We start from the raw sequence: 24387 nt of genomic DNA, 5'->3' as shown, positions 1-24387 counted from the left end.
CCATGCTAAAAACATGGGGTTCGTCATCAATCTGAGGCAACCTCTTGGTTGCCTTTTTATTGCTGCCAGTTAACGTCTCGTCAGTAGTGCTCCCCTGCGGTTAACAACAACACATCACCGACGATCGGCCCTTCCAGGCAAATAAGTTCCTCCAGCAGCGTAGTGGCTCGTTCATTCAGCTCCAGGTCGCTGTGTTTGGCGTCTTCATTTATGAGGACGCGATCGAAAATCACGCCATTCAACGTGATCCCTTTGCTCAGCTGAGAAAACTCAGGGTACCCCTTCAGCACGCTTTGAACGAATGCAGGGTCAAGAAGACCTTGCTCATTGCACTCAGTGACTACGACGTCGCTTTCGCCGGTTCCGGCTCGGATAATCAAGGCCATAAAAACCTCTACGTTGATGAGAGTCTCAATTATCTCATGACCCTATAGGGTACCAGGTGTTTTTCCCCCTCGTTTCGTCCCCCTTTTTCATGTTTTTGTTACTGTGCCCGTGGTTAAATTGGGGGCTGCCTACGCTGCCCGAAATCGTTAAATGCCAGCTGGGAGTGTGCCCCTTTTGACTGGAGAAGATAGATGCGCGAGCTCGATTTGTTTGATGTGCTTATGATTGGTGGTGGAGTGGCCTTGCTGGCTGGTCACTACATTTGGTCAAAATTCTTTAAGAAGCCCGATGATGACGGAAAGGATTACGCAGAACCTCCGGCTATCATGTCAGCGGCCTCTCAATCCGAAGAGGAAAGCGAACCCAATAAGCGCTACTATTAAAAGCAACCCCGGACTTGCCGGGGTTGTTCATTTAGGCAGTGCATCAAGCTTCCATTTTGAGTTTTTTTATCACGCGTAGATTCCGATTAGAAAAACCCGCCAACGCGATGAGTATCACTGACATCATCAGGAAAACACCTTTCAGTGTACGTAAAATGCCTTCCATTTTAGCTGACTCCTGATACTTCAATTCAATCGCTGGCTTAGCTTCATTCGCAATGCTTGGATCAAGTCGCTGTGCAAGTTCATACAAACGATATGCCAGCTCCTTTTCTACCAGATCAAATCCTCTCAAAACACGGACACTGAGAGCCGCAATGCGGCTAGCCTTGTCCAGAAGATCCTTCCGCTCATCTTCGCTTGAGGTATTCTCCGCTGCCACTACCAGTGCCTGAGCCAGTGCCACACTCATGCTCATGGCCTTGCGAGCATTTCCAAATACATAGCCTTGTCGCATTTCTTCTTGTAATGCGGTAACTGCGTTGTTGCCGGTAACTCCCTTCTCCATCGCGTCCTTAAAGATCGCGCCAGCGCCTGGGTATTCTGTTGTTATCGCCCTCAGCAATGCATTGGCTTCACCCGCAGGAATAAGAACCACAGTCCGAGCTGAGGGCGCGCTGGGGAGCGTTTTAGGTTCGTCATTACTAAAAATGGTTACTGAAAAAATGAAGCCTATGATGGGAAGCAAAACTATAAGGATTGAAGCCTCTGACCGAACAATAGCAACCCCTCCCACAACAAGCATCAGTGCAACTAAAAATGGCACAATATAAGTGAGATAGCCGGAAACAACGTTACCTAGCGTATCGAATCGCCCTTCTATCGCAGAATCATCGGTGTGAAAAGACATAGCGACAGGATTGGTCTCGGCCATTGTATAGAGACTGTCCACATCATAATGTTGCATCATACTGAAGAGCCACAAAACCACGGATATAAGCAGCAGAATGCCCCCCGAGACAAATAACCGATCCCGTTTATATTTAATCCGCTTTGTCGTTGCGATGAAATCCGGCTCTGTCATAACCATTACCCCTCCGGTAATTTGACAATAAAAATGAGAAGGCCGGATAACCGGCCTGTTCGTCTGAGAAATTAATCCGCCAGTTCCAATAGCAGCTCACGGCGTTGCTTTTGCCAATTACCGGTACGTTCCGACAGACGAGCATAGTGCCCTTCGCTTTCACGTTGGATCCGTTTAATCTCGCGTGCAGCACCGCCGATAGAGTTCGAAATGTGCTCAAGTGTAGATTCGTCGTACACCGGGCGATGTCCTTGCCGAGCAATACGAATAGAGCTCTCGCTGACCAAATCCGCCTGGTGTCTCGCCTGCGCATTCACAACGTCACCCACGGCCTGCACCAGCTTAGAGCGGTTATTACTTTGCGTGGCCTGATCCACCAGCAAATGGCCGCGTTTCGCAGACGGGAGTGTCACGCGCTTGATAGTTTCAAACTGATCAAGCATGTTGAGGTTATTTCGCTGCATCATGCGGATCATGGTCAAATCCTCAAAGCATTTTTGCTGCGACATGATAATGTCTACTTTGCGCTTTTTCAGAACCGTCAATTGGTGGTCAATATTGCTGACTTCCAACGCGAGTAAATTATTTTCCGGGTCAGTCTTCAGTGCTTTACGGCGTTCCTTCAACACGGTTTCAATTTGCTCTATCGCAAAACCTGCGGCCACGATGTTAATACCCGACTCATGCACTTCAGCCAGAACTTCCTCATACAAGATATCGAGGTTATTGTTTTGACCAATGAGATCTGCCGAGATACTGGTGATGTCTTCCGTCAGTAAACCGACTTGATTTTTGACGTTGTCAAAACGGTCATTCGCTCGTGAAGCCAGCCGAAGCGCTCGCGTAACGTAATAACCGACAACAGGAATTTTGAGTAGCAACTTTTGCACCTTGCCAGGCTGTGCAGACGTGCTGATGTCACGAGCCAGCTCAACGATTTCATTCAAACGCTTGCCGTCCTCCCCTTGGTTCTGGACATAAACATTTTCCAACAACTTGTCCAGATAGGCACCATTGACTGATTTACTGCGGCCAAAGTTGTGCGCGCTTTTAGGATCTCCCAGCACAAGGGTGTTAGCGACGGCAACGACCTGATCACGTTGGTCGGGGGTGACAGCAAACTTCTCAGTATCTTTGTTCAGAATGATCTGGTCTGCGGTGATAGTAATTGTATTACTCATATCAGCTACCCTTTTTAACGTTGTCATTGAGTTTGTTTACCAGCGCCTTAAAGCGCGCTTCAACTTCTGGATCTATCTCGATATTGGCAGCACCACTTCGCAACTGCTTAATTTGGTGGTGCCAAATAGGAATGGCGCTTTTTACAATCGACTCCAGGAGATCGATATCAGTAGCGGCAGTATGCAGCAACATACCCACCTGAACTTTATTCATCTCCGAAGAGGCTTTGGTGACTTCCAAATTAAGGATGCGTTGAGCTAAGCGGGTTAGCCCGTACTCCTGCTGTTCGGTCAGCTCATTCCCACTACCGCGGCACTCTACCAGAAACGCCCGTCCCGCTTTGATGTAGTCGTCCAACGCTTCAATATCCCGCGTGTAGATTTGTTCTAGCGCCATTAAAATAGACACGCCTTTGTGCGCCTGCTCCAGTATCAAAGGAGCCTGTGCCACCAGCCTATCCACGCGACGGCAATTCATGGTAAATTCAATCATGCGTGTTTCATTTGAACCCGTCAGCGCATCCCAGACGCGGGACAAAAATCCCGTCTTACGTTTGAAGTACACTTTTGGGTCACAGGCCTCAAGATGTTTAACTAGACGTGAGGCGGATTCGCTTACTTTCGTATCCTCAGCACCCACTTTCATCGCTTCTTCCAGAGACATCTTGTTACCGTTGAAATCCATGATGTCATCGGTGTGGGACAGTAATTTGGGGCCAAAGCTAACCGTGCCTATCGCGTCATTCACGAACGCGGGTATTTGCCGGGCAATCAAGCTGGTGGACATGCGCACTCCTGCTTTTCAATAGAATCTACATCCACGCTATCACAGCAATTCTGCTGACGAAGAAATGAAGTCGATTTTCCCCTAAAAAATAACCTTTTTTCGTCATCGTTTTGTCGATGAAAAAACTCAGTCGTCGAGAAGGTGTTCGGTATCCTGTACGCATCCATAAACAAGGGGGGTTTATGCTCCGATTCGTACCAATGATGATCTTGTCAGGCCGCTTACGGCTCAACCGTATATTCACATTACTGGCCGACGGTGCAGTCTCTGTTGCCTTTTGGTTCAGTCTTTCAGGAAATCTAACCTGGGTTGTTCCGGTGGGTTTGCTGGGGCTCTTCTTATTGGCGTTTGCGGTGATCGGGTATCGCAGTTATTACCGGCCTGTCAGAACATATCAGGTGACTCGTGTGCGCTTTGGGCGTGATGACCTATTCGTTAATCTCTCCCTCATAATCATGCATGACGGTGAAGAAACCGAACATCCTTTGGCCGTCAAGATGGTGCGAGGTGGTGCGTATCACTTCTACCTGTTATCTATTTACATGCGCCTGGCTGATTCACTGACCCGTTACGCTCGGTCTCTGAAGGAGGCCCGTTCATGAATGGGCTCGGTATTTTATTTATCCTGTTAGTGGCCGTCTTGGGTCGAGATATCATCAAGCGCCGGAAACCGCAGCCCTGGCTTGTTATCGCTCTTACCTTGTCCGTGACATTATTTGTCAGTGAGCGATGGGTTGGTGCAGTCTACAGCGTTCCCACGGGGTCAATGCAACCAACTTATAAGATTGGTGACTACGTCACAGCGGTCAGGTTGGGCGGGTTGCTGGACGATGGCCGGTTAATGCGCGGTGATGTTGCTGTGTTCAAGGCTCCGTCCGTACCTCGAACGCTATATACCAAACGCGTTATCGGCATCCCCGGTGATCTGGTTGAGTTTGGCGCAGACAAAATGTACCGGATTAATGGAAAGGTTCTGGGCAAGCAAATCGCCGAAAAAGATGGTTTTCAGGTGTTCACGGCCGACGATGAACGCTCCGGTAAGCCATACAGGTTTGTTATCGACACGCGCGCTGCTTACGTCCCGACGAAAGGTCGCTGGGTTATTCCAGAAGGTTATTACTTCATGGCCGGGGACAACCGAGACCATTCATGGGACAGTCGCTACTGGGAAAATCCACCCGGCACACCAAAGCCCTTGCGTGGGTTGGTATCAATTGAACGGATCGATGCGCGCGTCACGCACAAGCTGTTCAATTTTAACCCATTCAACACTTACGATGCACTCGATGCTCAAATGGCAGTGATCCGCAAGGATGTAGATGGTGCCCGCAATGATGATTGAAACCTTCTATCAGACAAAGTCGCCAGAGATGGTGGCTGAATTCGCGCGTTGCGTTGAAACCTATAACGAGTGGCGGGCCCAAACTCTGGCAGTCTGTGAACGACTTGGATTTGTCAATTTTTCGGGACCGGATTTTTGCGTGCCAGATTACTTTTTCCGCTCTCGCTATGAGCATATCCAGAAGGTGACCGGCTTTAAGTTGGCCGGGGATGATTCCCTTTTAGCGGAGCCGGACTATATTCCCTATGCACTGCGCCATGACAACCCTGTAGGTGAGGCCATCTCTCGTGAGCTCATGCAATTGGCCGAGAGTGCTTTGTCAGCACTGGGTGTTGACAGCGAGCTCTACGGTGAGCCAGGCGCTATGGGGTATCAGCGGGCTATCTGCATGATGCTGGGTATTAACCGACGTGTTACCGCTGGGGCTGTCGTGGGCTTCTCTCAAATATGGGCGATATCCGACGATAAAGGTGACTTCTCTCTCGTGTGCTCCATCCCCGTGAATGCTCGCGAGGATACCATGACCTATGAACTTCCTGATATGCCTGAGGGTTGGGAGGATGTCTCGGCTCAACAGGTGGTCCACCTTTTCAATTACCACAATTCCATCGTCATAAAGGAGTGACGCAATGAAATACCTGTCAGTTTTAATGGTTCTTATTCTTGGGGGGTGCGCTAACGTCGGTCCGGGAAAGCCGATGCCTGTGAAACCTCTGTCAGCGCCAGTGCAACAGCGAACGCAGGACAAGCCGTTGACACCAGGTCCGATGATGGAGCCGGATGCGTTACAAGTCTTATTTAATGAAGGGCTAGCAGAGGATGCTCAGTATGAAAACGCCCGATTCATTGATGGGAGCAACCGGACGATGATCATCGCGTCTGTACTAAATGTTCCCTGCCAAATGGTCTTTCGGTTTGTTGAAGCGACGAACGGGAGTTTCTGGATCCCCAATCAAATCGCATGCGATAACCAGGAGGCGATGGCCGGGTACGTACCAGCAGCCGATACTGAGGTGATTTCGTCAGCGAATATACCGATGATAAACTCGGAATATTCAAATGACTGATCTACTTTGTTGAGGTTTTTATGATTTTGCGCGTCGTAAACTACGTTTTGATGTTAATGATAGCGGGTATTTATGCCCTGGCGGTATACGCCAGTAAGAATGAGACTGAGCTATTCCGCATCATCGGTGTTGGAAATATGGCTCTGTTCTGCGCCGCAGTGTTTTTGCTGGCTCGCAAAGAGATTTACTATATCTGGGCAGCGTATGCCTTATCGCTGGTGGTTTACTACGCGGTGATTTCGCCGTACCTACCCTTAATCCCTGAACTTATCGTTTACGGCACGCCGTCCATTGTGGGTCTGATTGCTGTCTACGATATCGTGGTTCTTAACTCCAATGAGCTGGCGGTGAGAGCGAAGACTCGCCGGGCTTGGCCTAAAAATCGAAAATAGGTGCAGTAAATGTCGAAAGGAAAGAAACGTCAGGTTACACCCGAAAAGGCAATGCGGATCCGCTTCTATGGTGTATCGGGCCTGATTATTGTGCTCAATACGGTATTTGTGGGAAGTGCAAAAATTCAGCTAATTTCCTTGTTGCTGACATTGTCCATTTTTCTGTTATTTACACTCTCTGGTAGGGTTGTTGTCGGAACGTGGTTCAGAAAAGAAAACTGGCGCACCTTAAATGCCCCTCAGTCCACGTTGCTATTTCGTGTCTATGTCGGGCTCCCTGTCGCGGCTATCGCTATGCTGCTCTACGGTTATGGGTATCAAAGTGCTATCAGTCAAGCAATGGTCGATGTATTGTTCCCGCCTGGCGAAAAGGTTGAAGACAAAATGGTCTCTGTCATGAACCTGCTCCATGCCAAACTCCCATTGCTGGTTGGCGCTTTCCTATTTTATATCGGCTTGTGTTTCTTCGTTGGGACTGTCGTTAAGTATCTACAGTTATCGGCTTCTGGCCGAGCGCTGAGCAAGCTTAAAGGGGTTGTCAATGCACGTCAGGTCTTAGAGCGGATGACCTGGGATCAGTTCGAAAAAGTGGTTTGCAAGTTCTTTGAAACGAAAGGCTATCGCGCTCGTGTTACTCAAGCTGGTGCGGACGGCGGTGTGGATATTGAGCTTATGGGTTTCGGCCACAGGGAAATGGTTCAATGCAAACACTGGAAAACTAACCGTGTTGGTGTGGCGATTGTCCGTGAAATATTCGGTGTTGTGCTAGCCGACGGTTTTCGCCGTGGATTCATTATCACGTCTGGCCTATTCACCGATGAGGCATGGAAGTTCGTTCAGCGCGAGAATGTGAAAGGAAAGGTTGTTTTACTCGACGGCACACAGCTGATCGAAATGATTAAAGGGAATGGAGAATTGGAGCAAAACCCTTCCATGCCACCTGCAACCACTCAATCCATTGATGCGAAAGAGCCGTTGTGTCCGGTATGTGGTGGAAAGATGGTGCTTCGAAAATCAGCTAAGTCAGCTTTCTTTGGTTGCTCTCTATTCCCAGACTGTCGCGGTACTCGCGAATTGTAGTTGTTCAACCTTCCCTCCGTTCATAGAGCGCCGATAATCGGCGTTCTTTTTTTATCCCCATCCCCGTGCGAAAAGGAGAACAAAACGCAGACGTTTTCGGCCTTCTGAATTTCGGCAGCGGAAACAATGCCGCTATAATCACCGGGCAATCCAATCTGGCAGTGAGGGTAACACTGCTGATCATGGACTCCGTTCTGCGGGGTTTGTTAAAGAGGCTGAACTGCGACGGGGTAAACATAACGAACGTTGCGGCTATCGGTAATGTGTATGAATAAATTCGAGGGGAAACAGATGACTGATAAACGCGGCACTGGCGCTGAATACGGTCAGGAAATTTTGCGTGAACGCTCTGCGGAAGCGGCCGCGCCTGAGACAACGAAGAAAGTATCGAAGAAAACGGTACTTTCGGTGATCGTCGCAGCCATTATCGCAGGGGGTGCGATGACGGCAGTGATTTTGACCAGTGATAAAACTCCTGCTGAGAAAGTCGAAGCGTTGTCGGTCGATATCAGTAATGACGGTATCGCGCTGACCGACAAAGTCAAAGCGGACATCGAAAACAGCGGCGCTCAAGCCACTGAACCTGCACAGCCTGATTCTGACCCGGTGACGACGGCAAGCGAAAACGTGCCGGAAACACCTGCTCTGGAAATTGCGCAGCTGAAGAAAAACAATCAGGCTGAAACCGAAGTGCCAGTTAACGTCGAAGAGGTTACTCCGGCTACCCCTACAACTGAAGTTATCCCAGCTGAAGAGATCGTTAAAGAGGCTCAAGCGGTAACCGAAACGGCCAGCGAAAAGCGAGAATATGACCCAGCCAAGTTTGGGATTACTGAAGAAAAACCTCAGGGCGCTGATGTCGCTCCTGTGGCAGAATCAGTCCCTGAGCCGACCAAAACTGTACCTGCACCTGCCGTAACGCCAGCACCAGTGCCAGCGCCTGAGCCCATCCGTCTGGAGCGTGTTGAGCTCCCTGCGAAAAATCAATTCGCTCAGACCCAGGACATGACGGGCTCTGATTTGAACTATACTGGGTCGGCGCTGAAGGTTGAGTACAAATCTCAACAACAGGATACGGTCTACCTCTATAGCACCTTCGCGGCAAAAATCTTCCTGCTGCCAACGAATAAAGGTGAAGACATTAGCGCCTACCTGTCTGACGAGAAAGGTTGGCAATTAAAGTTGCTGCCAGGCGGCATTCTCCGTGTCCAACGCAGTGACAATAAGGCCACCTGGTCGCAAGCAACGGATCTGTTTATCGTTGCTGGCAAGCGTACTTACTCACTCATTCTGCAAGGTGTCGGTGAGCCTAGCCTGCGTACTGATTCCCTTCGTTACACCTCGGCGGAGCCGGAACTGAAGTCGAAGTCGAAAAAGTAATATATATGGGACAGGCGTATCCTTGATGCGCCTTTTTTATCGGAGTCTATATGATAAGCCCTCTTATTGACGGGGTCCGTCTCATCGCGACGGGCTACTGTATCAGTATTCCTCACGCCCAGTGGACACCTCAACATTCATACCTGATATGCCGAGCGCTTCTTCAACGAGGTATATTCGGTGGTAAGGCAATGTTGGGTACTCGGCTAACACGACATAAAGACGCTGTAAACGAAGGTGACCACGGCGTTTTTTCAGTAGCTCATACGCAATATGGTTGGTTAGTCCTGGAGGATGGCACCATTCTTGACCCCGTCGGATGTTTGCAAAACACCGATGACAGTGGTGAGCCACAATACCGAATTGAGAATGATACGGCCTGCTATATTGACGGTATTGATCCTACAACCTGTGCTCGCAGCGAGTTACCGAAGCACTTCCCTGAAGATGAAATCTATCGGGTTAAGCGCGGCGTGATGCGTGAAATCTGTTCTCGCGCGCTGGGCTATACGTTGCAGGTTGAAGGCTTGACGATGGCTGAGGCTGTATATCTTCTCAATCAGCCACTAAACGTTTTTGGTGGACATTCCCGCATGCTATATGAGCATTTTATGGGGCTGGGATTGAGTCGTGTAATGCCTATTTCCAAAGTGAGTATCGTCAATCCAACTTTAGCGAAAAAGCTATGGGAGATGTTCTTTGTGGATACAAACGAAGACGAGCTCCATGCCATTCTGCGTTGAACAAAAAAAACCACTCAAAATATTGAGTGGTCAGATTGATGACGAACCCCATGTTTTTAGCATGGGGTTTATTGTGTTAGCGACCGAAGGTCGCGATCGCGATATTTTTCTAAAATCCCATCATCAATAACTTTCTCAAGCTATATTCCGTTCTATATGCCTTTAATTGGCTTTGTATTAACTTAAAAAAGTAAAAAAGAAGCGCCAGTAGCGCCATCTTCTTCATATTTTGTGCAACAGCTGCTAATAAGCACTGCATTTGCACTTTATTTAACCCACGGAACCGCGCATAACGGTGACCATGATGTTGTTTGGCATCGGCAAAACTTCTTTCTACCGTCTCTTTTCGTCTTGCGTAGATTTTTTTACCCCACTTGCTTAGCCGTAACGTATTTGACCACTCTTTCGCTTCTTCCCATACATGTCGAGTGATTGTTTTTTGTCCTTTTTTGTTTTGAGTACACGATTGTCGATGTTCGCATAATTGGCATTGAGCCATATTGGATTTGTAATGTTTATAACCATTACGGTCAGTTGTACTGTAGGTTAAAAGCGCTTCGGTTGGACACACATACACATCGCGCTGTGCATCATAGTAAAAATGTTTTTTTTGATACGCATTTTGCCCTTTATTGGGACGTCGATAACCAGGAACAAGAGCGATACTCATTTCTTTCGCGAGATGACAAACGGGGGCGGTGAAGTAACCGGCATCCACGCCTGCGGCAATGGGGTTAAGATTAAAACGTTCAATTTGACGCTGTAATCGGCCAATGTAAGGCTGGCTATCGTGCACATTTCCTGCGGTGACATGGGTGTCCATAATGATACCGTGCTTTCCATCAACCGTACGATGGTCAAGATAAAAGAAGCCTTTGGGTTTATTGTCCCGATGCATAAAACCACTTTCAGGGTCAGTGGTACTTACTTTAGTGTTTTTGACGGCGCTGTTTTCGTTGGATTTTTTTGCGTCGGGTAACGGCTTTTTTGCGTGATTTTTCCGGTCTCTTTCGACAGCGACATTGAGTTGTTCAATATATTCACTTGGGGCGATGGGACGCTCTTCATTAATGGCTTTGTGCGGGTTCGCGTTGGCTTTCAAGTGGGTACTGTCAGTATAAAGAACGCGTCCATTCGCCATGCCTCCACTGATGGCTTGTTCAACGACATGGTCAAATATCTGCTGGAAAATATCACTGTCATTAAATCGGCGAATACGATTTTGGCTCAATGTTGAAGCATCGGGCACTTTCTCCGTTAACCCCATGCGTAAAAACCAACGATAAGCCATATTGACTTGGATTTCTTTAACCAGTTTTCGCTCTGATGGGATACCAAACAGATAGCCTAACAGCATCATTTTAATAAGACGAACAGGGTCAATCGCAGGTCGCCCGTTATTGGGACAATAAAGGTGAGCAACGGCATCACGAATAAATTCAAAGTCCATAATCGCATCGACTTTACGAACAAGATGGTCTTCAGGCACCAACTCATCGAGTGTGATAGTTTCGAATTGATATTGCTGAGGAGAAGGTTCTTTTAACATATCGGTTAGCTCATTATTTGTACTAACCTTATTAGATCAAAGTCCTCACTAAAAAGCGAGGACTTTGTCAGCAGTCTGAGAGCCTTTGATAAAGGCTCTTTCTTGGGTTTGACTCAGCGCTTACAGCTAATCAGCCAACGCTAGCAGGTGAAAACATGGCTTTTGAGCCGATTCAGTATTGGATAGAGCCCAGCAACAAGAAGCCAGTAGCGCTTCGACTTTATCCGTTCTTCCCGTTAACACCACTTCGACGGCGGAGGTTTGTGTTCCGTCGTTATTAAACCCGTGGTCTAAGGAAGCTTTTCGGATCCGCAGGTAGTCCGTGTTGGCATTCAATCGTGCGATGTCCATCTTCAGCCATTCCTCTTCCGTCAACAGAGAGTACGGCCAGCCCATTTGCGATAGTGTCCCTAAGATCGTTGTCAGTCGATACAAGTCGTTTTTAGCGGTCAGTTTGCCCGTTCCGCTGTCGTACAAGTATTGAAGCTTTTCCTTCAGCTTAGCATTCATGGGATGATTTTCCCCTTGACGGATAAGCCAGCGCAGATCAGGGGCAACATCTTTGGAAAAACGTTTTTGCCGCATAGCCAGTTTCAACCATTCAAAGAGAAAAAGATGCTCTTGCACATTGCCGTTTGCACGGCCATCTCTTTTGGCAATCCCCAATGCAGCCAGTGCGCACCAGGCAAGATGCGCACTCATTTGGTTCAAGGTGGTTTTTGTTTGGTTCATGACGTCAAATGTTGCCTATGTTTCGTTTTTGTTTACAAGCGCTATATTACCCGAAACTTCGCTAATGTGCTTGTCATCGTTTTCCTGCGCCTGTGTAGAGATGACAATTGACTGTGACACCTTCAAAAGCTCACTTGCTGCGCTAATACTACGCGCCCGGAGGTCATCGGCTTTTGTATCACGGTGCATTAATTGTCGTGCGCGTCGCAAATGCGTGACATCCATCGGAATAGCCGTTTCGATCAGGGTGTTGAGGTAGTCTATCGCTGGACGCTCATCAGCAGGGGGATAATGCATTTCACCATACTCACGATTCAGTGACGCATATATGCGTTGAATATCATCCACCGACATCATGGCATTGTACCGAGGGAGCCATCCGGAGAAAAACAACAAAGTAAACGTTAACAAAATGGCTGAGAACGAAGCAGGATAGACCGCCAGCATCATGAACTCGGTGAGTTGTGCGGATGGATGCGCTTCACTGCGATACAAAAACTGCATGATGGCATACAAAAGAAGAAAAACGATAGCAATGGTATATAAGCAAGCGGCAGAATAACTTTCCATGAAATTGGTCAATTTCATTCTGGGGCAAGTAGCTTGTTTTTTAAGGTACAGTTCAACATCAGTCGTATCAAGGATCATTGTAGCCTCTTCCGGCAATGTTAGTGGTCTGGGTGTTCTAACGAGGATGTATCCAGAGCCAGACCCGCTTTTGCAATGCTGTCAGTCAGCGCATTAATATTGTTTTCCGCCTTAAGGCGAGCATCGTGATTGTCTTTCTCTTTTTTTGCCCGGAAAAGCATGGCATCCACAGTTCGGGTATGCACCGCGCTCATCGGCACACCGGACATCACAACTGCATTGAGGTAGTCAATGGCGGGACGCTCGTCCTCTGGGCCATAGCCCAATTTGTCGTAGGCATCCATAGACACCGTATAAAGCAATTCAATTTCACTGACTGTTAACAGAGCCTTGAACTTTGGAAAAGCCCCATAGAAGAACAGACGAGTTAACACCAGGATTCCACCACAACCCAGCGCGTAGTACCCCGCCAGATCCATTACACGGTGAAATTCTGAGTCGCCGAATCCAACCAGATGGGTGCATAAATAAGTAAGGCCATACAAGACCACAAAAATTAACATTGGTGTCAGCACAGCCGACAAGAGGATATTTTCAATAAACATCGTGACCTTCAGCATACGGCTACTACTCTGCCGTTGCAGGTACAGTTGAATGTCTGTCTTATCCATATTCATATGCTCCGAATGCGCGCTCCGATCGCCCATGTTAGACGGTCGGAGCGCAACGATTTTCAGGGACGTTTAGGCCGGCGTTTTGTTTTGTGCGATCACCGATTCGAATGTCTGACTCATGCTGTTCAGCTTGGAATCACGTTCATCTGCATCGACCAGTGCGTAAAATTTACGGCGGTGGCGATAATTAATTGGGATGCCTTCCTGGATAAGGGTATTGAGGTAATCAATACCCGATTTCTGTTTTGACTCTACATGGCCCGTCTCTTGATATGCAGTGAACGATTTGGAACATAGCTCTTCAATTTCGCCCACTTCCAGCAACGGGCACAGCCGTGGAAACACACACGAATAGTACAAATGCACAAAGACCAATAAGCAGACACCGCCTCCGGTAAAGAAACACAACGGCAAAAATAAGAGCTCTTCGACAATTTTTGGCATGATGATCAGGTGGGCTATGGCAAACATCAACGCCATGATGAGGAAGCCGATGAGCGGCGGAGTCAGGATGCAATCCATCAGGCGTGTGAACTTTATCAGTCCACAGGAGCTTTGACGTTGAAGGTATAATTTAATATCGGTCTGATCAGTTTTCATGTTGGCCTCTTCGGTTAACGGTCGTTTGCTTTTTTCTGTACATCTTCACATTTTGGTGAAACCCCTTGAGAGCGCTGCTCTTGCGCACTCAGTACCCACCACCCATTTTCTACTTTATGCCTTGGGCTCAGTCCGTCATCATCCGGCCAACGCACAGCAACAACGAAGTTGTAATTGTTGATCCAGCGGACAGCTGTTTGACAGTACAAGGCATTTTGCAGCATTGACTTAATACGATTGCTGATTTTCTTAGCCTCAGCGGGACTGCTCGTGGGGTTTACGTTGAAAATCAACGCCGGATCCGCTTGCATCATGCTCCAGGTGATAATATCTGCTTCCGAGACCCGCGCATGGCACTGCAAGAACTCGTTATTTCGGATAGCAATGCGCGACACCGCACTTGGCCGAACTGCATCACTCTCCAAAAGCGTCGGAAGTTTATCTCGGTACTGCATCTGATCAATTTGCTTCGACTGTAATGCAGAATCCGGCTTTTCCAGTGTATGTGACCCGTGACCAGCAATTAAATATCCGGCATTGTGATTGTGCTGGGCCTTGTAAATCCACATTGGGAACCGGTGTTCAGCCGTCATGCTGGTGGCAACAATCAATGCCTGATCGTAATCAGGGAAAAACACTTTTTTATGTGCCCCGAATTGAATGGTCTTTGCGCCCATCAATAGCGGTGAGCCTACAGAACGATGATAAGGTGCGGCCAAGGTAAGTCCTCCAATACAACGCTGAAAGTTAGAAGGTACACATTGAGACGTAGCCCGATTTCTCCGATACGTCTTCTGGTTTCTTATCCAACTTGACCTGGCGTTCTTCGTCGCGCAGTAAATCGTATCGCAACACCTTGGTGCCCAGAGATTTAGACATGTCCCTGCTATGGATCAGGATGTGAACACGATTCGGTGGCAGATGGGGGAAACGCTGCAAAAGGATTTTCGTGAGGACCACCAACGAGTTTTCGTTGGTGTCGAATCCATACAAGTCTTCCAGGATGATGTAAGTGTGGTTTTTATTACCAAGCTTGCCCGGCTCGGGGCATAGTTTTACACGAAAGTGAATTGCCTCGCAGGACCACTCACGGTGCGGGAGCGCCATGAGAACGAAGTCTTTCAGTATAGTGGACATAGAGCCTCTCTTGTTGTTTGTTGCCAAACTGGCTGGTATTGAAGTGTATGGGAGTGGGTTCGGCCAACGAAATTATGACGACACGTTCTATCTGGAATTGTCTTTGACACATAACCGGACATAGGCAGCTTCAACCTCACGACTTGCTGAGGTGATATCACTCCTGCGATCGTAGAGCTCAATTCGCTGAGCATGCTTGGCATTTGAGAGTTCAATACAGCGGAATCGCTGTGCAGCGATGTACTCGGCATGACTGGGGTTTTCCTGCATCGCAACGCTCCACTGCTTGGCAGCACGTAAGTACAAGTGTTTTGCCTCAAGCTCAAGTGCGATTTTGACTGCATCAACCTCGGGCAAATACTGTTTACCCAGGCGGTCAACGATATTCGAAAGAACCTTCCTGCGCGCCATCTGACCAACTCCTACGGATAGTTGAAATATTGTACGGAACAGGAAGGATGGTACGATCGGTTGGGAAGTTGACGAAGGGAAAAGCAGGTCAAAACGTTGGTGTTTTATCCCTGTTTATGATTAGCCACATACCTTGAAATCATTAATGGGGAACTTAGCCTGGGATTTTAAACTTAGATTTTAGCTTATCAGCAAGTCGCGCATGCCCTAAGTTATATAGGTTATTAATAACATCTTTGTTAAAGTTTAATTTTTCAATTACATGCATTAAATCCTCAAAATTAGCCTCATTACCAGCACGGCGTTCAAATTCTCTTTGATAACCCTTTGAGTTGCTATGGTCACCATAGAATAAAGCCAAGATGCCTGAAATTGAGATAGAATTAAACCTATCACGGAATTTTCTATGTAATATATCTTTTCGTTTTAAGGAAACCTTGATTTGTTCCAGAATTATCGCTGCATTATGCCCATTGCAAGGGTTAATAGTACCACTTACAACGGTTAGCTGATTGATATTACGATGGCGAAGAAAAAACTTAGACATCAGAAATGCGAGTTTTATGTCACTTTCATCACACCCGTACAATTGTAATTCCAAACCAATCATTTTAGCTAAATCATGTGTGGTTTCGATGATATTTATGGCCTTACTGAATGCCCTGTTAGTTAAATCATATTTTAACTTTAGTTCATCTTTCACCTGTAAGAAATCCGGATCACACCATGCGCACCTATCAGGAAGACGGTTGGCGATATCAACCAAATCATTTCGTGACAAAACACCAGAAAAGTATCCCAACTGATAGTTGATTAATGCATCTGACATAAAGTTAGAGAATTCATCAAGCTCTAATTCAACCCTATTAAACTGTGTCTTAAGATCAATGACATTAATAATACCTTCTCTCACCAAGTGTCTTTCGCTTCCATTTGAAAATGGATATCGAAAAACCTGCCCTGTCGAATCTATTGTTGATAGCTCCATGATAAATTCGTCAATCTCTTCTATAAACTTTTCTGAATTTCTTTCCGCTTTAACAGAATTTTGTTTAACAAACCCCCATATTCTTCCTATATCGTGAGACCCAGTATGGTCAAAATTAAAAGGTTCATTTTTAATGGCAAAGATTTCACTAATATAATTCTGGCAAATATCTTTCAATCTCAATTCGATAGAATGCCTAAAGTTAAAACATATTGGATATATAAAACTATCCGTCCATAGATGAACTCCCTTATTTGCTATTACAGCATCAAGCAAGACATTAGCTGCTTTGGAATATCCTTTATAATACTCCGCATATGAAGGATTCCCATTTTCTCCTACACATGCATTGGCCCACGCTGGTTCACCCGCCTTAAAATACTTGTTGCCCTCTTCAATCATTACAATACATCCTTATTCTATATTTCTTTAATTAAAGCTAATTTATTATTGGTATCGTCAACATTGACTTCTTTTAGTATTTTATAAACGGTTGACCGCGCGATTTGCAATTCCCTAGCAATTGCTGTACCACCTAACCCGCTTGCCTTCAGTTCTAAGACTCGTTCACGATTAACAGACCTCTTGCGCCCAAATTTTACCCCATTTAGCAAAGCCTCCTGTCTGCCCTCATTTGTTCGTTCCAGAATCCTTTGCCTTTCCGCTTCAGCGACCGCAGACAAAATGGTGACCACCATTTTTCCCATTGAACCTTCCGTGCTTATTCCATCATCCAAAAAACGAACAGCAACGCCCATTGAGTCGAATTCTTTTATTAGCTGAATCATGTCTGCTGTATCACGGCCAAGTCGGTCGAGTTTTTTTACTAAGATAATATCACCTGACTCAACTTTTACCTTGAGCAACTGTAATCCTTCGCGATTAATATGGCTCCCTGATTCTTTGTCGGAAAATAAACGGTGTTTTGCCACCCCTGCATCAATTAACGCTTTTATCTGAATGTCAAGCGATTGTTGGCTGGTGGACACCCTAGCATACCCAAACAGTCGCAAAATGTGTCTCCTAAATCATTATCGGACAATAAGTGTCTATTAATTAAAAATATCGAATTAATAGACACTATTTTTATATTATTTTCAAGTGTCCGAAATATTATAATATAATATACACAATTTTTTTGTTATTTAAGTGAGGGAAAATGATCATTGGTAAATTTGGAGATGTGCCTTTAGGTGAAGTTAGGCGAATCGTTGCTGCAACCGCAGATAATGAAGGGGATGAATGGAAGGGCACTGTTGCAAAGTTAGCGATGAGGCAGCCTTTTGTCTTATTCAAAGGCCTTACATTTCAAAAACTCTGCTTACCAGGCGCATTTCGCCCAGGGGATCACCATAATAAAATGCTGAGGCCTGGCCTTTGCGTAGTGCACGCATCACCTCAATACCTTTGATGGTGGCGTAAGCCGTCTTCATGGATTTAAATCCCAGCGTGGCGCCGATTATCCGTTTCAGTTTGCCATGATCGCATTCAATCACGTTGTTCCGGTACTTAATCTGTCGGTGTTCAACGTCAGACGGGCACCGGCCTTCGCGTTTGAGCAGAGCAAGCGCGCGACCATAGGCGGGCGCTTTATCCGTGTTGATGAATCGCGGGATCTGCCACTTCTTCACGTTGTTGAGGATTTTACCCAGAAACCGGTATGCAGCTTTGCTGTTACGACGGGAGGAGAGATAAAAATCGACAGTGCGGCCCCGGCTGTCGACGGCCCGGTACAGATACGCCCAGCGGCCATTGACCTTCACGTAGGTTTCATCCATGTGCCACGGGCAAAGATCGGAAGGGTTACGCCAGTACCAGCGCAGCCGTTTTTCCATTTCAGGCGCATAACGCTGAACCCAGCGGTAAATCGTGGAGTGATCGACATTCACTCCGCGTTCAGCCAGCATCTCCTGCAGCTCACGGTAACTGATGCCGTATTTGCAGTACCAGCGTACGGCCCACAGAATGATGTCACGCTGAAAATGCCGGCCTTTGAATGGGTTCATGTGCAGCTCCATCAGCAAAAGGGGATGATAAGTTTATCACCACCGACTATTTGCAACAGTGCCAATGGAAGTACATTAGTATTGTATTTGATTTGGGATTAAAAACTCAAAAACACATAGGAAAGTGCATAGAGGAAGTCCTTGAAAATACAGAATGGTATGGCCGTGAGGTAATAAAAGACATGCTCTTGGCAGATAATGGATTAACTGCAAAGTTACAACGCACTCTTGAGTTAGCAGAAGCTCAAGGGGAACAGGATTTAATCTACAAGGGAGTGGAGTTTCATAGCCATGAAAAGACGAAATACATTTTCTCATTTGCTAGCAAAGCAGTAAGCACAATGTATATTTGTGTGATTACTGATTTGGATTTAAATCCCATTGAAGTTAAAACGATTGCTCATGGCAAAAATTACAACCTAGATTATTACCTTAATTTTCAATTTTTAAATACAAGGTATTCAATAGACCAGAAATACTTTGATGAACTAAAGGATAGTGTTCGTTGGATTGAAGGAATATTAGGTAAAAAAGCACAAAGGCTTAACGAGTACCTTAAAGTTATAGATAAATACTCTAAGAAAGCTCCAGGAATAATTGATAAAGAGCAATTAGAAATGTCCATCTCTCTCTATGAACTTAATGGGATTAGAATCATTCACAAGGCATTTATCAAAAAAGAGGAAAGCATAAAAAATCAAATTACAAAAGTAATCAATGGAGTGGCATTTAAGTATCAATTTGATGAACTCAAAGATGATAAATGTAGAGAATTTTTATATGAACTTAAAGTTGCTGCCTACTTAAGACTATCAGGATATGAGGTAAATGTTTCGGAACGGGCTGATATTATCATAGGCAATGAAATTTTTGTTGAATGCAAGAAAATCCGTTCGCCATTAAAGATAATCACGAGGATAAAGGAAGCCCTGACTCAACTTAATAAAAAAGAGAAAGTAGAAAAAGGTATTATTTATGTGGATATTTCGGATGCAGTCCCAGGCTTAAACGATAGATTTTTGGTTGTAAACCAGAAAGATTTACCCGAATTAATCAGTAAAAAGGTATCTCCACTACAACATAATGACAAATATGTAAAGGATCTAATTACTGAAAGTATTTTTAAATCTACCTTAGATTACATTAATAAACATACAGAGGACATAGAATCATTGATTGGGGATACTGTGTTAGTTCTTAATTTTGAGAGTGCATTTTTTCATGTTAACCCAATTCAAGAGAGGGTCGGATTAGTAAAAATTGCGTTCGTTTTTTCTAATGGAAATTCATTGAAGTATAATTATATTATTGAAGATTCTCAGCGTTCGTATTCGGAGCTAATGAAACTTTAAACTTCTGCAACTATATGTAAATGCAAAACGAATTTAAATTACACTTTCATCATATATAATTAAGGCGGTTCAAGCCGCCTTAAATTTCAATTATCTCTATACAAAATAAAGTAGCATTTCTGGATTCGCATGCTGTTATTGATGTAACCACAAAGTCCCTCTCTGCCGTTAGCATCACGACCGATCCACAACCCTGCCAGGCGCTTATCTGGCTTCTCGGATAACACATATACCTTGTTGTTGAAACGCTCAATGCTGGCCTTTTGAATGCCGTCCGGTATGGTGAATTCCCCCAGATGCGCGTAGCTGTTCAGTCGAAGGACGGTAACACTTCCCTTTTCACCTGGTTGCGCAGTTTCGTTCGGTTGTGCTGCCGATCGCTTACTTTTGTCTGCGTAAACAGAATTTGGGTCGAACTGTGGCGCAGCCACTGCGCTACCGGCCAACAATCCCACCGCGCCGACCAGCGCCAAAACCTTGAGTTTCATTGTGTACCCTCGTGATAATAATCCTCATACCGCATGAGGCGCTCTGAACGATGAGATCGCGCGCCCCCACGGCACGCGAACGTTCAGTTATGTAGCCCCTATGATTCAGGAGTAAAAGGTCTTTTTCAAGGTGCAGACAAGGAAAGGGTTACGAATTGAGGACGAAAAAGGTCATTCCGGTGCAAGCGATGAATACCGTCATCAGTAAAACGCCGCTGTACTTATATATAGAAGAAAGGATACCGAAGATAGCAAGACCGATCACCGGAAAGAGAACTAATCCTGGCTGCACTCCAAAGTAGTACCAGGCAATACCGGCGGTCATTAAGTCAGGCCTGTAAATCGTTATAAGCGCATAGCCAAAAAGAAAGCTGCCAATCAGTAAGCAGATCAGCAGCGTATAATGAAAAAAACGGAAGTAGAGCCCCCTGCTACGCATGAGATTTAGGTTCGTAGTCACCCGGCTCGGTGGCGATAACTTCACCCAGCTCAGGGCTGTAACGTAGCAGCTCATTTGTATCCAGGTACTCGACGTGGCGTTTGGTCTTGCTGTTTGAAAAACCGAGCTCATGTGCCAGCATATTGATGGAAGGACCGATACCAGTACGCTTCGTCATGCTTTTCACGGCCTTAATAATGGCTTTGCGATCTTCTGTCAGGTAGACCTTATCAACCAACTCATCATGACCTTGCCCCTTCGCGATGCGCATAGTCCTGGCCGTGGTCTTTTCTTCGTCTATGACGATCCTGCCGAGCTCATGCAGCTGCTTCACACGTCGGGCGACCAGACCTTTTGAATAACCCAACGCTTTGCCGATTTCATCGTAAGTTGGGGGTGCCCCGTCTTCTTTGATGCATTTAACCAAGTAGTTAAACAGCCTATCGAGATGGACGGAAGGAACTCTCTGTACGGTGGGCTCCTGTCCACATTCAGGTGCAGTGTCTGTGTGTTGGGCGGTCATAGGGTGATCCTAACTTCAGTAATGATGTTACCCAGCATCCGATTAGGGTTGCAGCGGTATGATAGTGGCGCTGACCTGGGTCACTGGAGTTTTGCCTTGCAAGCGGGCGCGGGCTTCGGCCAGGGCCAAAAGCGCTCCCTCAAGTAATTGCACATCACGATCAGCGGTGGCTGAGTCAATGGCTTTGCCGATACGTTCACCCAGGGCATTCAGATCTTGCACGATGGGTTGAATGATGCTGTTACCGTTACAATCACTCATAGTATCACCTATTCGTTCTGTTTACCTGAAATTTCATTCACCATGTTTAAACCCAATTCCGTGACGTCATAATGACAACTTCCTGCATGGGTCATCAGGCCGCGCGCGACAAGAGAGTCCAGCACTACCCGGCTTCGACTCAGGGTGTGAAACGTGAGCGGACATCCCGGCCACCACTTTCCGCCCTGGATGCGAGCAACGTTTACCAGCATTTGATGCTGATGCTTACCCAACGGTAACGGCATGAATACCTCTTTTCATAGCGGCACGGCGATCCATGATACGGGCATGCGCTTCTGCTTGCGGGTCCGTACACAATTGGATTGCCAGCAACAGCTGGTGGCGCTCAGTTCGCTCATCATTGGTCATGAAATTGAGCGCGGTAAAGCCGACAGGAATGGTGCCGTGGATACGATAACTCTCATCCAGGCGTGCCTGAGCTAAGCGACTTAACTCATTAAAACGTGCTTCAACAGCCTTCCGACCTAACTGTTTGAAAAGTGAAATTGCCTGTATTTCCGATTGTGGTGCGCGACTCATACTTACCCGCCTATCCGTTTTGTTTACACTTTAATTATCAGTCACACAGTTCGGGTGACAAAGTGAAACGGCGAAATTAATCGCCCCAGTGAGACAGTTCATCGTCAATGATGTAGTCCGCTTCATCCTGATCGAAGCTCTCTTCATCGTCGATATGTTCAAGGGAAGCGCTCGCCCACTCACGGCACTGTGCTTTTCGGTCATCCTCACTATCGAACTCCCAGGATACTGAACGGGATAGCCAGGCGTTGTACAGTAACTCGAGATTCTTTTCTTTGGTACACATCAGTTTCTCCGATAAAAGTAGAGCGGCATGAATATTTACCTTTTCCAGTTAAACATGAGGTGGACGAGCGACGAAATTACAAGTGGTAGAGAATTTGAATAGTTAGTGAATGGTAATGCTAGGGTTATATATAGTTAGGTTAATAACTAATATTGATATATTATTTTCATTAATTAAATATATAAAACTGTAATATCACACATTGGAGGTGTTATGTCTGGAGTGAGACCCATTATCATGGGTAAAGCAATGGCGCTAAATGGAGATAAGACCACTACTGGAGCAACTTGTATCGCAACTATTGAAACGGTCACTTGTTTTAATAAAAAAGCCTTAAGAGTGGGTGACCCAACCACAAAGTGTCCTAAATGCGGTCAACCAGGCACTGTAATTTCTGGACAGCAAGGTTTTTTAAATCACGGAAAACTTCAGGCCGTGCATGACTCACTTGTACAATGTGGTTGCCCGGCAGGTACTAATAAAGTTATTGCTCATAGTGGACCAGAACAAGCACAACCAAGCCGTTTTGCGTCACAAGCCCCAACATCTTTAACACCTTCCCAGGGTTCCAGTTTTGCGAGCCGTATCAATCCTGTAACCCCACCCCCTCTAATTGGTGAATGCAGAATTTCAGATAATTTGCTATATGATGGTGTATTTGTTTGGACGGAAACTTTCGGTTCAGGTCATTCGTTTGTAACAATCCACAAGAACGGTGATGTGTCACTATATTCATATGGTCGCTACGGTATGCCAGGGCCATTGACTTTAACGGGTGATGGTATACTGCTATATATGACAGGCGAAGACGCTCGAAAATATATCAGAGATGAGTTATACATTACGAATGCTAGGGTTTTTAAAATAACGGATGCAGATACAGATAAAACAGAAGCGTATTTTAATAACCTTTGGAAATCTGGCAGTATCCCTAACCTCCCTGAAAAATCTGGTGAGTTGACCCGTAGAAACGGCAGATCCATAGATGTTTATGATGTTTCAGGCAATAATTGCACAACTCATACTGTAAAAGGGTTAAAGCAATCTGGTACACGGATATTCGAAGACAGTTATACACCAATGAGAACGCAGTATCCGATCGAACGAGAAGAAGCATTCACGGTGCCAGTTTCATTCCAAAATTATTTGGATGGCAAGAAAAATAACTTTAAGAAGCTTGATGTTATTGAAGCTACAAGTGACTTCCATAAACAGTATCCAAATATCGACAATCTGACGCCATCCGATAAAGGAACCATGATTCAATTTTTTGAATTTGCCACATCGTCAGCAAAAATGGGTGGAGAGGCAACGGGTTTTGATGGTGGTGAAATGGGTGGGGGGGTCTTAGGTAGCACTTATGATAAATAAAACTTTTTTAAGATGGTTTTTGACGGTTCTGTTGATTTTGTTATTTTATTTAGGTTTGGGCATTTTTGACTTTGGGTTTAGTTCAAGCTTCACGTACAACTATACAATGATAGGTAATGATGATCCAATCTCCGTTTGGCGCGCTTTCGTAGAGAGTTTGAGAGAATATCATGACACTGCGATGGCCTATGTTATTTTTAGCACACCTATTTTACTAATATTGTTATTTCTCATTCATAAAAAGATAAGATAGCAACTGTCATGACAAAATCGGTGGGGGATCATCCTCACCGATTTCGTTCGACCACATTATCACACAATCAACAATACCGTTCACCCGCATTATAGCGGCGGATAAGCTCTGGCAATGACGCTTCCAGACCATAATAGGCGACTGTATGCGCACTGGCTGTTTGACGCATAACACCGTTATCAATAGCCACGAATTCTCTGATGAGTGCAAAAATGGCTTTTTCGCCTTGGTTAACTTCAACGAGGATGCCAGGTTCGATCAGCACTCGTCGTGGCCTTCCACTTTTACGACTCGTGGAACTGTGCTCTCCTTTAACTGTACTGGCATTCCCCGGCATAAATTGACCGCCTTTGTAATGCTCGCCATTTAGGCCTATTTCACCTCCCTTCTTGGCTTGACCTTTCATTGGATGCTCCTTATTAA

General features: G+C 45.9%; 33 protein-coding genes. 11 read left to right on the top strand and 22 right to left on the bottom strand.

The features are described 5' to 3' along the window. Positions 1-80 precede the first annotated feature (80 nt). A complete protein-coding gene (locus P3L40_RS22665; protein WP_094962238.1) occupies positions 81-386 on the bottom strand; it encodes a hypothetical protein in 306 nt (101 codons plus the stop codon). 192 nt (positions 387-578) lie between these two features. On the opposite strand from P3L40_RS22665, the gene P3L40_RS22660 reads away from it, so the two are divergent. Beyond that, on the top strand, positions 579-770 hold the full coding sequence (locus tag P3L40_RS22660; RefSeq protein ID WP_094962237.1) for a hypothetical protein: 192 nt from the start codon (positions 579-581) through the stop codon (positions 768-770). Between the two features lie 43 nt (positions 771-813). On the opposite strand, the gene P3L40_RS22655 is transcribed toward P3L40_RS22660, so the two are convergent. From P3L40_RS22655 to P3L40_RS22645, 3 genes are all read right to left on the bottom strand, one after another. Then, positions 814-1794, bottom strand: coding sequence for a hypothetical protein (locus P3L40_RS22655; RefSeq protein WP_131680349.1), 981 nt, complete (start codon positions 1792-1794; stop codon positions 814-816). Between the two features lie 71 nt (positions 1795-1865). Continuing rightward, on the bottom strand, positions 1866-2975 hold the full coding sequence (locus P3L40_RS22650) for a toxic anion resistance protein (RefSeq protein ID WP_163768302.1): 1110 nt from the start codon (positions 2973-2975) through the stop codon (positions 1866-1868). Position 2976: 1 nt separating this feature from the next. After that, positions 2977-3762, bottom strand: coding sequence for a hypothetical protein (locus tag P3L40_RS22645; protein WP_131680350.1), 786 nt, complete (start codon positions 3760-3762; stop codon positions 2977-2979). A gap of 182 nt (positions 3763-3944) precedes the next feature. On the opposite strand from P3L40_RS22645, the gene P3L40_RS22640 reads away from it, so the two are divergent. The 8 genes from P3L40_RS22640 (at position 3945) to P3L40_RS22605 (ending at position 9766) form a co-directional block, all read left to right on the top strand. Continuing rightward, the gene (locus P3L40_RS22640; protein ID WP_136135145.1) at positions 3945-4364 is read left to right on the top strand and encodes a hypothetical protein; all 420 of its coding nucleotides are present in this window, start codon (positions 3945-3947) and stop codon (positions 4362-4364) included. After that, positions 4361-5104, top strand: coding sequence for a signal peptidase I (gene lepB / locus P3L40_RS22635; RefSeq protein ID WP_094962232.1), 744 nt, complete (start codon positions 4361-4363; stop codon positions 5102-5104). The genes P3L40_RS22640 and lepB overlap by 4 nt, the downstream gene beginning before the upstream one ends. Then, positions 5094-5729, top strand: a complete 636-nt coding sequence (locus tag P3L40_RS22630; RefSeq protein ID WP_131680352.1) for a hypothetical protein — start codon at positions 5094-5096, stop codon at positions 5727-5729. Before lepB ends, P3L40_RS22630 begins: the two co-directional genes overlap by 11 nt. 4 nt (positions 5730-5733) lie before the next feature. After that, on the top strand, positions 5734-6171 hold the full coding sequence (locus tag P3L40_RS22625; protein WP_131680353.1) for a hypothetical protein: 438 nt from the start codon (positions 5734-5736) through the stop codon (positions 6169-6171). Positions 6172-6191: 20 nt separating this feature from the next. Further along, the gene (locus tag P3L40_RS22620; RefSeq protein ID WP_094962229.1) at positions 6192-6563 is read left to right on the top strand and encodes a hypothetical protein; all 372 of its coding nucleotides are present in this window, start codon (positions 6192-6194) and stop codon (positions 6561-6563) included. A gap of 9 nt (positions 6564-6572) precedes the next feature. Continuing rightward, the gene (locus P3L40_RS22615) at positions 6573-7643 is read left to right on the top strand and encodes a restriction endonuclease (protein WP_131680354.1); all 1071 of its coding nucleotides are present in this window, start codon (positions 6573-6575) and stop codon (positions 7641-7643) included. Positions 7644-7934: 291 nt separating this feature from the next. Beyond that, positions 7935-9023: a hypothetical protein gene (locus P3L40_RS22610; RefSeq protein WP_094962228.1), complete on the top strand. Its 1089-nt coding sequence runs from the start codon at positions 7935-7937 to the stop codon at positions 9021-9023. Between the two features lie 191 nt (positions 9024-9214). Further along, a complete protein-coding gene (locus P3L40_RS22605; RefSeq protein ID WP_131680355.1) occupies positions 9215-9766 on the top strand; it encodes a hypothetical protein in 552 nt (183 codons plus the stop codon). 109 nt (positions 9767-9875) lie between these two features. On the opposite strand, the gene P3L40_RS22600 is transcribed toward P3L40_RS22605, so the two are convergent. From P3L40_RS22600 to P3L40_RS22550, 11 genes are all read right to left on the bottom strand, one after another. Beyond that, positions 9876-11315: an IS1182 family transposase gene (locus tag P3L40_RS22600; RefSeq protein ID WP_136135612.1), complete on the bottom strand. Its 1440-nt coding sequence runs from the start codon at positions 11313-11315 to the stop codon at positions 9876-9878. A gap of 126 nt (positions 11316-11441) precedes the next feature. Next, positions 11442-12047 (bottom strand): DUF2913 family protein, encoded by a 606-nt coding sequence (locus P3L40_RS22595; RefSeq protein WP_131680304.1) that lies wholly within the window; start codon positions 12045-12047, stop codon positions 11442-11444. Between the two features lie 15 nt (positions 12048-12062). Then, positions 12063-12695 (bottom strand): hypothetical protein, encoded by a 633-nt coding sequence (locus P3L40_RS22590; protein ID WP_136135248.1) that lies wholly within the window; start codon positions 12693-12695, stop codon positions 12063-12065. A gap of 20 nt (positions 12696-12715) precedes the next feature. Continuing rightward, on the bottom strand, positions 12716-13306 hold the full coding sequence (locus P3L40_RS22585; RefSeq protein WP_136135247.1) for a hypothetical protein: 591 nt from the start codon (positions 13304-13306) through the stop codon (positions 12716-12718). 72 nt (positions 13307-13378) lie between these two features. Then, a complete protein-coding gene (locus P3L40_RS22580) occupies positions 13379-13909 on the bottom strand; it encodes a hypothetical protein (RefSeq protein WP_136135246.1) in 531 nt (176 codons plus the stop codon). Between the two features lie 14 nt (positions 13910-13923). After that, on the bottom strand, positions 13924-14628 hold the full coding sequence (locus P3L40_RS22575) for a hypothetical protein (RefSeq protein ID WP_131680299.1): 705 nt from the start codon (positions 14626-14628) through the stop codon (positions 13924-13926). 28 nt (positions 14629-14656) lie between these two features. After that, a complete protein-coding gene (locus P3L40_RS22570) occupies positions 14657-15046 on the bottom strand; it encodes a hypothetical protein (protein WP_131680298.1) in 390 nt (129 codons plus the stop codon). An 87-nt stretch (positions 15047-15133) separates the two neighbouring features. Continuing rightward, positions 15134-15457 carry a PerC family transcriptional regulator gene (locus P3L40_RS22565; protein WP_136135245.1) on the bottom strand — a complete coding sequence of 108 codons (324 nt, stop codon included), beginning with the start codon at positions 15455-15457 and terminating at the stop codon, positions 15134-15136. Between the two features lie 154 nt (positions 15458-15611). After that, positions 15612-16847 (bottom strand): hypothetical protein, encoded by a 1236-nt coding sequence (locus P3L40_RS22560; RefSeq protein ID WP_131680296.1) that lies wholly within the window; start codon positions 16845-16847, stop codon positions 15612-15614. Positions 16848-16864: 17 nt separating this feature from the next. Then, the gene (locus P3L40_RS22555; protein ID WP_136135244.1) at positions 16865-17458 is read right to left on the bottom strand and encodes a recombinase family protein; all 594 of its coding nucleotides are present in this window, start codon (positions 17456-17458) and stop codon (positions 16865-16867) included. A gap of 288 nt (positions 17459-17746) precedes the next feature. Next, positions 17747-18451 carry an IS6-like element IS26 family transposase gene (locus P3L40_RS22550; protein WP_001067855.1) on the bottom strand — a complete coding sequence of 235 codons (705 nt, stop codon included), beginning with the start codon at positions 18449-18451 and terminating at the stop codon, positions 17747-17749. Here P3L40_RS22550 and P3L40_RS22545 point away from each other — a divergent pair. After that, positions 18442-19803: a hypothetical protein gene (locus P3L40_RS22545; RefSeq protein ID WP_316928043.1), complete on the top strand. Its 1362-nt coding sequence runs from the start codon at positions 18442-18444 to the stop codon at positions 19801-19803. The genes P3L40_RS22550 and P3L40_RS22545 overlap by 10 nt on opposite strands. 86 nt (positions 19804-19889) lie before the next feature. On the opposite strand, the gene P3L40_RS22540 is transcribed toward P3L40_RS22545, so the two are convergent. From P3L40_RS22540 to P3L40_RS22515, 6 genes are all read right to left on the bottom strand, one after another. Then, positions 19890-20291 carry a hypothetical protein gene (locus tag P3L40_RS22540; RefSeq protein ID WP_136135242.1) on the bottom strand — a complete coding sequence of 134 codons (402 nt, stop codon included), beginning with the start codon at positions 20289-20291 and terminating at the stop codon, positions 19890-19892. 148 nt (positions 20292-20439) lie between these two features. Next, the gene (locus P3L40_RS22535) at positions 20440-20616 is read right to left on the bottom strand and encodes a hypothetical protein (RefSeq protein WP_168697687.1); all 177 of its coding nucleotides are present in this window, start codon (positions 20614-20616) and stop codon (positions 20440-20442) included. A 106-nt stretch (positions 20617-20722) separates the two neighbouring features. Then, positions 20723-21253, bottom strand: a complete 531-nt coding sequence (locus P3L40_RS22530) for a DNA-binding protein (protein WP_136135241.1) — start codon at positions 21251-21253, stop codon at positions 20723-20725. Between the two features lie 42 nt (positions 21254-21295). Continuing rightward, complete coding sequence (locus P3L40_RS22525) at positions 21296-21514, bottom strand: hypothetical protein (protein ID WP_131680291.1); 219 nt, start codon at positions 21512-21514, stop codon at positions 21296-21298. Positions 21515-21739: 225 nt separating this feature from the next. After that, positions 21740-22054: a hypothetical protein gene (locus tag P3L40_RS22520; protein WP_136135240.1), complete on the bottom strand. Its 315-nt coding sequence runs from the start codon at positions 22052-22054 to the stop codon at positions 21740-21742. Positions 22055-22130: 76 nt separating this feature from the next. Beyond that, entirely contained in the window at positions 22131-22340 is a 210-nt protein-coding gene (locus P3L40_RS22515; RefSeq protein ID WP_136135239.1) for a hypothetical protein, read from the bottom strand. A 237-nt stretch (positions 22341-22577) separates the two neighbouring features. Between P3L40_RS22515 and P3L40_RS22510 the strand changes: the two genes are divergently transcribed. Beyond that, positions 22578-23711: a PAAR domain-containing protein gene (locus tag P3L40_RS22510; RefSeq protein WP_272693341.1), complete on the top strand. Its 1134-nt coding sequence runs from the start codon at positions 22578-22580 to the stop codon at positions 23709-23711. A gap of 320 nt (positions 23712-24031) precedes the next feature. Here P3L40_RS22510 and P3L40_RS22505 read toward each other — a convergent pair whose 3' ends face one another. Next, positions 24032-24370 (bottom strand): hypothetical protein, encoded by a 339-nt coding sequence (locus P3L40_RS22505; RefSeq protein WP_131680286.1) that lies wholly within the window; start codon positions 24368-24370, stop codon positions 24032-24034. Positions 24371-24387: the final 17 nt, after the last annotated feature.

The sequence above is a fragment of the Providencia sp. PROV040 genome (assembly GCF_032706145.1).
Classification (GTDB): domain Bacteria; phylum Pseudomonadota; class Gammaproteobacteria; order Enterobacterales; family Enterobacteriaceae; genus Providencia; species Providencia hangzhouensis.
Note: the sequence above shows the minus strand (reverse complement) of the source record. Positions and strands in the feature narration are given on the sequence as shown.

Coding starts and splice junctions, on each gene's coding strand:
- P3L40_RS22665 (WP_094962238.1), bottom strand. CDS start 386: ATGGCCTTGATTATCCGAGCCGGAACCGGCGAAAGCGACGTCGTAGTC.
- P3L40_RS22660 (WP_094962237.1), top strand. CDS start 579: ATGCGCGAGCTCGATTTGTTTGATGTGCTTATGATTGGTGGTGGAGTG.
- P3L40_RS22655 (WP_131680349.1), bottom strand. CDS start 1,794: ATGACAGAGCCGGATTTCATCGCAACGACAAAGCGGATTAAATATAAA.
- P3L40_RS22650 (WP_163768302.1), bottom strand. CDS start 2,975: ATGAGTAATACAATTACTATCACCGCAGACCAGATCATTCTGAACAAA.
- P3L40_RS22645 (WP_131680350.1), bottom strand. CDS start 3,762: ATGTCCACCAGCTTGATTGCCCGGCAAATACCCGCGTTCGTGAATGAC.
- P3L40_RS22640 (WP_136135145.1), top strand. CDS start 3,945: ATGCTCCGATTCGTACCAATGATGATCTTGTCAGGCCGCTTACGGCTC.
- lepB (WP_094962232.1), top strand. CDS start 4,361: ATGAATGGGCTCGGTATTTTATTTATCCTGTTAGTGGCCGTCTTGGGT.
- P3L40_RS22630 (WP_131680352.1), top strand. CDS start 5,094: ATGATGATTGAAACCTTCTATCAGACAAAGTCGCCAGAGATGGTGGCT.
- P3L40_RS22625 (WP_131680353.1), top strand. CDS start 5,734: ATGAAATACCTGTCAGTTTTAATGGTTCTTATTCTTGGGGGGTGCGCT.
- P3L40_RS22620 (WP_094962229.1), top strand. CDS start 6,192: ATGATTTTGCGCGTCGTAAACTACGTTTTGATGTTAATGATAGCGGGT.
- P3L40_RS22615 (WP_131680354.1), top strand. CDS start 6,573: ATGTCGAAAGGAAAGAAACGTCAGGTTACACCCGAAAAGGCAATGCGG.
- P3L40_RS22610 (WP_094962228.1), top strand. CDS start 7,935: ATGACTGATAAACGCGGCACTGGCGCTGAATACGGTCAGGAAATTTTG.
- P3L40_RS22605 (WP_131680355.1), top strand. CDS start 9,215: ATGTTGGGTACTCGGCTAACACGACATAAAGACGCTGTAAACGAAGGT.
- P3L40_RS22600 (WP_136135612.1), bottom strand. CDS start 11,315: ATGTTAAAAGAACCTTCTCCTCAGCAATATCAATTCGAAACTATCACA.
- P3L40_RS22595 (WP_131680304.1), bottom strand. CDS start 12,047: ATGAACCAAACAAAAACCACCTTGAACCAAATGAGTGCGCATCTTGCC.
- P3L40_RS22590 (WP_136135248.1), bottom strand. CDS start 12,695: ATGATCCTTGATACGACTGATGTTGAACTGTACCTTAAAAAACAAGCT.
- P3L40_RS22585 (WP_136135247.1), bottom strand. CDS start 13,306: ATGGATAAGACAGACATTCAACTGTACCTGCAACGGCAGAGTAGTAGC.
- P3L40_RS22580 (WP_136135246.1), bottom strand. CDS start 13,909: ATGAAAACTGATCAGACCGATATTAAATTATACCTTCAACGTCAAAGC.
- P3L40_RS22570 (WP_131680298.1), bottom strand. CDS start 15,046: ATGTCCACTATACTGAAAGACTTCGTTCTCATGGCGCTCCCGCACCGT.
- P3L40_RS22565 (WP_136135245.1), bottom strand. CDS start 15,457: ATGGCGCGCAGGAAGGTTCTTTCGAATATCGTTGACCGCCTGGGTAAA.
- P3L40_RS22560 (WP_131680296.1), bottom strand. CDS start 16,847: ATGATTGAAGAGGGCAACAAGTATTTTAAGGCGGGTGAACCAGCGTGG.
- P3L40_RS22545 (WP_316928043.1), top strand. CDS start 18,442: ATGGGTTCATGTGCAGCTCCATCAGCAAAAGGGGATGATAAGTTTATC.
- P3L40_RS22550 (WP_001067855.1), bottom strand. CDS start 18,451: ATGAACCCATTCAAAGGCCGGCATTTTCAGCGTGACATCATTCTGTGG.
- P3L40_RS22540 (WP_136135242.1), bottom strand. CDS start 20,291: ATGAAACTCAAGGTTTTGGCGCTGGTCGGCGCGGTGGGATTGTTGGCC.
- P3L40_RS22535 (WP_168697687.1), bottom strand. CDS start 20,616: ATGACCGCCGGTATTGCCTGGTACTACTTTGGAGTGCAGCCAGGATTA.
- P3L40_RS22530 (WP_136135241.1), bottom strand. CDS start 21,253: ATGACCGCCCAACACACAGACACTGCACCTGAATGTGGACAGGAGCCC.
- P3L40_RS22525 (WP_131680291.1), bottom strand. CDS start 21,514: ATGAGTGATTGTAACGGTAACAGCATCATTCAACCCATCGTGCAAGAT.
- P3L40_RS22520 (WP_136135240.1), bottom strand. CDS start 22,054: ATGAGTCGCGCACCACAATCGGAAATACAGGCAATTTCACTTTTCAAA.
- P3L40_RS22515 (WP_136135239.1), bottom strand. CDS start 22,340: ATGTGTACCAAAGAAAAGAATCTCGAGTTACTGTACAACGCCTGGCTA.
- P3L40_RS22510 (WP_272693341.1), top strand. CDS start 22,578: ATGGGTAAAGCAATGGCGCTAAATGGAGATAAGACCACTACTGGAGCA.
- P3L40_RS22505 (WP_131680286.1), bottom strand. CDS start 24,370: ATGAAAGGTCAAGCCAAGAAGGGAGGTGAAATAGGCCTAAATGGCGAG.